The 5,527-nt window shown below is 73.4% G+C and carries 5 protein-coding genes and 1 pseudogene; 4 read left to right on the top strand and 2 right to left on the bottom strand.

Annotation, left to right across the window (positions count from 1 at the left end; translation table 11 throughout):
- Positions 1-711: pseudogene (locus KSNIM_RS19215) on the top strand (hypothetical protein); the annotation flags it as partial.
- 12 nt (positions 712-723) lie between these two features.
- Here the strand turns inward: KSNIM_RS19215 and KSNIM_RS19220 are convergent.
- Both KSNIM_RS19220 and KSNIM_RS19225 read right to left on the bottom strand, forming a co-directional pair.
- Positions 724-1,884: a phosphotransferase enzyme family protein gene (locus tag KSNIM_RS19220; protein ID WP_317634034.1), complete on the bottom strand. Its 1,161-nt coding sequence runs from the start codon at positions 1,882-1,884 to the stop codon at positions 724-726.
- A gap of 43 nt (positions 1,885-1,927) precedes the next feature.
- Positions 1,928-2,596, bottom strand: coding sequence for a response regulator (locus tag KSNIM_RS19225; RefSeq protein WP_263104438.1), 669 nt, complete (start codon positions 2,594-2,596; stop codon positions 1,928-1,930).
- A gap of 379 nt (positions 2,597-2,975) precedes the next feature.
- Here KSNIM_RS19225 and pdhA point away from each other — a divergent pair, with 379 nt between their 5' ends.
- From pdhA to KSNIM_RS19240, 3 genes are all read left to right on the top strand, one after another.
- Positions 2,976-4,127: a pyruvate dehydrogenase (acetyl-transferring) E1 component subunit alpha gene (pdhA, locus tag KSNIM_RS19230; protein WP_411543743.1), complete on the top strand. Its 1,152-nt coding sequence runs from the start codon at positions 2,976-2,978 to the stop codon at positions 4,125-4,127.
- Positions 4,127-5,101 carry an alpha-ketoacid dehydrogenase subunit beta gene (locus KSNIM_RS19235; protein ID WP_263104440.1) on the top strand — a complete coding sequence of 325 codons (975 nt, stop codon included), beginning with the start codon at positions 4,127-4,129 and terminating at the stop codon, positions 5,099-5,101. Before pdhA ends, KSNIM_RS19235 begins: the two co-directional genes overlap by 1 nt.
- Positions 5,102-5,115: 14 nt before the next feature.
- A partial coding sequence (locus KSNIM_RS19240) for a biotin/lipoyl-containing protein (protein ID WP_317634035.1) occupies positions 5,116-5,527 on the top strand: 412 nt, incomplete at its 3' end.

The raw sequence follows: 5,527 nt of genomic DNA on the forward strand, positions 1-5,527 counted from the left end.
GCCGGGCTGGCCGCCGCCGGCCAGGGCGGCAACGGCCACGGCAACGGCCGGCCCGGGCCGGAGGGGACGCCCAACGGCGGCACCGCCGTCACCGAGCCGATCGGCCGCACCGACCCGGCGGACCCGACGGCCGCCCTGCCGTTCCAGGTCACCTCGCCCTACCAGACGCCGTCCCGGCCCTACCAGCCGACCGGCGGCGGGCAGGGCTACGGGGGGCAGGGCTACGACGGCGACACCGGCTACGGCGGGGGTGGCGGCGGCCACGACGACTACGAGCCGGAGGACCGGCGCAGCCCGTGGGGCTGGGTGCTGGGCGTCCTGGCCGTGCTGGTGGCGGCCGGCGTCGGGATCGGGCTGGCCCTCAGCGGTGGCGGCGGTGGCGGCGGCGGAGGCAACACGCCGACCCAGCAGCAGACCCGGACCACGGCCCCCGCGGACACGAGCCAGCCGACGGAGCAGCCGACCTCGGCCCCGCCGACCCGCTCGCAGACCGGCACGACCCGGCCGACCGAGCCGACCTTCGGCACGCACTCACCGACCGGCAGCCCGAGCCCGACGGGATCGGCCTCGCCGACCGACACCTCGTCACCGTCGCCGACGGCGACCGAGACCAAGGCGACGCCGACGCCGACCCCGACCGAGACCAAGGCGACACCGACTCAGACGTCGGGCGGCGGGGCGTCGACCGCCCCCGCCGGACCGGGCAACTGACGGTCCGACCGGTCAGTTGCTGAAGGCGTCCAGGACCTGCTCGTACTCCTGGCACCACCAGCGAAGCTGGCCGGCGGCGGCGGGGAAGAGCGGGTCGGCGCGGTGGTCGCCCCGCTGGTAGTGCCACTGCAGCATCCACAGGTCGTTCAGCCGCTCCCACCAGACCCGGTGGACGGCGGCGGCCAACTCGCCCGGGCCGGCCGCCGCTTCGGCCCGGTAGGCCCTGGTGTAGGCGCGCACCCGGCAGAGGTCCAGCACCCCGCTCTGCCGGTCGTTGAAGAGCAGGGTGGCCGCGCGGACGGCCTCCTCCGCCGTCGGGTGCAGGCCGAGCTTGTCCCAGTCCAGGACGGCGACCACCGCCCCGCCCCGGTGGAGCAGGTTGAGTCCGTGGAAGTCGCCGTGCGTCCAGCCGGTCGGCGGCGCGTCGGCCGGGGCCGGCCGACGGCCGCGGTGGGCGGCGAGCAGGTCGAGCCGCTCCGCGAGGTGCTCCTCGGCCAGTGCGTCGAAGGGCGTGTGCGGGTGGTGGCGCCCGGCGAGCCGCCGCAGGTCACCGACCAGCCGCCCGGTCTCGTCCGGATCGGCGGCCAGCCGCCCGGCAGGCTGGCGCACCGGGGCGCAGACCTGTGCCAGGGCGCCGTGCAGCCGGCCGAGCAGCGCACCGAGGTCCGCGCACTGCGACAGGTCGAGCGCCGTCCCGTGCGGGTGCTCGCCCTCCACCCAGGGATAGAGGCCGAACAGCCGGCCCCGGTGGGCGACGACGGTGTCCCCGCCGAGGGCGGGCAGCGGCCGGGCCACCGGCAGGCCGCGGGCGTGCAGTGCGGTGGTCGCCCGGTGCTGGGCGCCGATCGCGGCGCGGGAGGCGGTGGCCCGGTCGACGTAGCACTTGAGGAAGTAGCGGCCCTCGGTGGTGGTGACCCGGTAGCCGCGGTTCAGCAGGCCCTCGGCCACCGGCCGGACGGCGACCGCGGGACCGGTGCCGAAACGGCGGAGCACGCCCGTCACGGCGGCGTGCGCGACGGGCGGGCTCAGGGTGCCCACGGGCGGGGCGGAGAGGTCGGGACGGGCCGGTGCGGCGGCGGGCGGGTGCGGCCGGGCGCGGCGGGCGGAGGGAACGAGCAGGGACGGGGTGCGGTCCCCGCGGACGTCGGGCGGGGAGGCCGGGCCGGTAATCACGGGGAGAGCGTAATGAGCTCGTGAAGGCGTGGTTGACAGATCGTCAACTGTCTGATCGTGCACCCGGAGGGAGGTTCCGCGCCACGTACGCTGCGGCCTGCGTGCGTCTTTCCATGCCCATCTTGGCGAGCAGGCTGGAGACGTAGTTCTTCACCGTCTTCTCGGCCAGGTGGAGTTCGTTCCCGATCTGCCGGTTGGTCATCCCCTCGCCGATCAGGTCGAGGATCCGGCGCTCCTGCCGGGTGAGCTGGGCGAGCCGCTCGTCCTCCTTGCCGCCGCCCTCGCGCAGCCGCTCCAGGACGCGGCTGGTCGCCACCGGGTCGAGCAGCGAGCGGCCGGCCGCGACGTCCCGGACGGCGGTGATCAGGTCGGTGCCGCGGATCGCCTTCAGCACGTAGCCCGAGGCGCCCGCCATGATCGAGTCGAAGAGCGCCTCGTCGTCGGAGAAGGAGGTGAGCATCAGGCAGCGCACGTCGGGCACCCGGGAGCGGACCTCCCGGCAGACCTCCACCCCGTTGCCGTCCGGCAGCCGCACGTCGAGCACCGCGACGTCGGGTGCGACCGCCGGGATCCGGGCGAGCGCCTCGGCGGCCGTGCCGGCCTCGCCGACCACCTCGATGTCCTCCTCGGTGGACAGCAGGTCGTGTACGCCGCGCCGCACCACCTCGTGGTCGTCGAGGAGGAATACCCTGATATGTCCGTTTCCTGTCATGGGGGAATCCTTCCACGCCACCGTGTCGAAATCCCTGCTCCCGGCCGCTCCCCGGGGGACAGCCGGGAATGGGAGACACCGAATCGATGCCCGTTACCCCCTTACGCGGAGAGCTTTGCCCGGATACCGTGCGCTGGTGTCCTGACGGCCACCGAGTCGAGACCCGCACCACACCGGCGGTTCTCGGACAGGAACAAGTAGGACGTCCTAGCGCAAGCGCGCCAAGGGGCGCCGCTGGGTAACGTTCTCGTGAGGGACGCCGTCGGAGAAGGATCACCACCTGCCGAGCAGCCGGTGCGCACACCCAGCGCGCTTTGCCCGGAGGTGACCGGACCGGTCACCGGCGACCCCGGGCGGCCGGACAGACCGAGGAGTGAACGTGACCGTCAAAAGCACGGCGAGGGCGCGCAAGAAGGCCGCCCCCGGCGTCCCTGACAACCTCCGCGCAGCCACGGGCGCCGCGCCGGAGCTCGTCCAGCTGCTCACGCCGGAGGGCGACCGGGTCGAGCACCCGGACTTCCCGCTGGCGACCAGCCCCGAGGAGCTGCGCGCGCTCTACCGCGACCTGGTGCTGGTCCGGCGGTTCGACGCCGAGGCCACCTCGCTGCAGCGCCAGGGCGAGCTGGGCCTGTGGGCCTCGCTGCTCGGCCAGGAGGCTGCGCAGGTCGGTTCCGGCCGTGCGATGCGACCCGGCGACTACGCCTTCCCGACGTACCGCGAGCACGGCGTCGCCTGGTGCCGCGACGTCGACCCGCTGAACCTGCTCGGCATGTTCCGCGGCGTGAACCACGGCGGCTGGGACCCGAACGAGAAGAACTTCCACCTCTACACCATCGTGATCGGCGCGCAGACCCTGCACGCCACCGGGTACGCGATGGGCATCACCAAGGACGGCGCGGACGACGCGGTGATCGCCTACTTCGGCGACGGCGCCTCCAGCCAGGGCGACGTCAACGAGGCCTTCACCTTCGCCTCGGTCTACAACTCGCCGGTGGTCTTCTTCTGCCAGAACAACCAGTGGGCGATCTCCGAGCCGACCACCAACCAGACCCGCATCCCGCTCTACCGCCGCGCCTCCGGCTTCGGCTTCCCGGGCGTGCGGGTGGACGGAAACGACGTGCTCGCCTGCCTCGCCGTGACCCGCTGGGCGCTCGACCACGCCCGCACCGGCAACGGCCCCGTGCTCATCGAGGCGTTCACCTACCGCATGGGCGCCCACACCACCTCCGACGACCCGACCCGCTACCGGGGCTCCGAGGAGACCGAGGCCTGGAAGGCCAAGGACCCGATCACCCGCCTCAAGGCCCACCTGGAGAAGGAGGGCCTCGCCGACGACGCGTTCTTCGCCGGCGTCGAGGCCGAGAGCGACGCGCTCGGCCTCCGGGTCCGTGAGGGCGTGCGCTCCATGCCCGACCCGGACCCGACCCTGATCTTCGACCACGTCTATGCGGAACCGCACGCGCTGGTGGACGAGGAGCGGGCCGAGTACGTGGCCTACGCGGCCTCCTTCGAGGGCGGGGAGCAGAACTGATGGCAGAGCGACTCAGCATCGCGAAGGCGCTCAACGAGGCGCTGCGCAAGTCGCTGGAGAGCGACCCGAAGACCCTCCTCATGGGAGAGGACATCGGCAAGCTCGGCGGCGTCTTCAGAATCACCGACGGCCTGCAGAAGGACTTCGGCGAGGACCGGGTCATCGACAGCCCGCTCGCCGAGTCCGGCATCATGGGCACCGCGATCGGCCTCGCGCTGCGCGGCTACCGCCCGGTGGTGGAGATCCAGTTCGACGGCTTCGTCTACCCGGCCTTCGACCAGATCGTCTCCCAGCTCGCCAAGATGCACGCCCGCTCGCTCGGGCACGTCAAGCTCCCGATCACCGTCCGCATGCCGTACGGCGGCGGCATCGGCGCCGTCGAGCACCACAGCGAGTCGCACGAGGCCTACTTCGCGCACACCGCGGGCCTCAAGGTGGTCACCCCGTCCAACGCGCACGACGCGCACTGGATGCTCCGCGAGGCGATCGCCTCGGACGACCCGGTGATCTTCCTGGAGCCCAAGCGCCGCTACTGGGACAAGGGCGAGGTCGGCGACAGCTCCGACCTGCCGCTGCACTCCGCGCGGATCGTCCGCCCCGGCACCGACGCGACCCTGATCGCGTACGGCCCGATGGTCAAGGTCTGCCAGGAGGCCGCCGCGGCCGCCCAGGAGGACGGCCGCAACCTGGAGGTCGTCGACCTCCGCTCGCTCACCCCGGTCGACTTCGCCACCCTCGAGGAGTCGGTGAAGCGCACCGGCCGCGGCATCGTCGTCCACGAGGCCCCGGTCTTCCTGGGCATGGGCGCCGAGCTGGCCGCCCGGCTCACCGAGAAGTGCTTCTACCACCTGGAGGCGCCGGTCCTGCGGGTCGGCGGCTACTACGCGCCCTACCCGCCGTCCCGGGTGGAGGAGTCCTTCCTGCCCGACCTGGACCGTGTGCTCGACGCCGTCGACCGCGCGCTCGCGTACTGAGAGGAGCGACGCACATGACCACCGAAGTCCGCGCGCTCCGCGAGTTCAAGATGCCCGACGTCGGCGAGGGGCTGACCGAGGCCGAGATCCTCTCCTGGTACGTCAAGCCGGGCGACACCGTCACCGACGGCCAGGTCGTCTGCGAGGTCGAGACCGCCAAGGCGGCCGTCGAGCTGCCGATCCCGTTCACCGGGGTCGTCGAGCAGCTGTTCTTCCCCGAGGGCTCCACCGTCGACGTCGGCACCGCGATCATCGCGGTGGCGGTCGAGGGTGCCGCCCCCGCGGTGGCCGCGCCGGCCGCCGCGGCCGCCCCCGCTCCGGCCGCCCCGGCCGAGGCGGAGGAGGTGCCCGAGCGGCGCGAGGTGCTGGTCGGCTACGGCCCGCGCACCGGCGGCACCCAGCGCCGGGCCCGCCGCACCGCCGTAC

The organism is Kitasatospora sp. DSM 101779 (assembly GCF_025655475.1).
Classification (GTDB): domain Bacteria; phylum Actinomycetota; class Actinomycetes; order Streptomycetales; family Streptomycetaceae; genus Kitasatospora.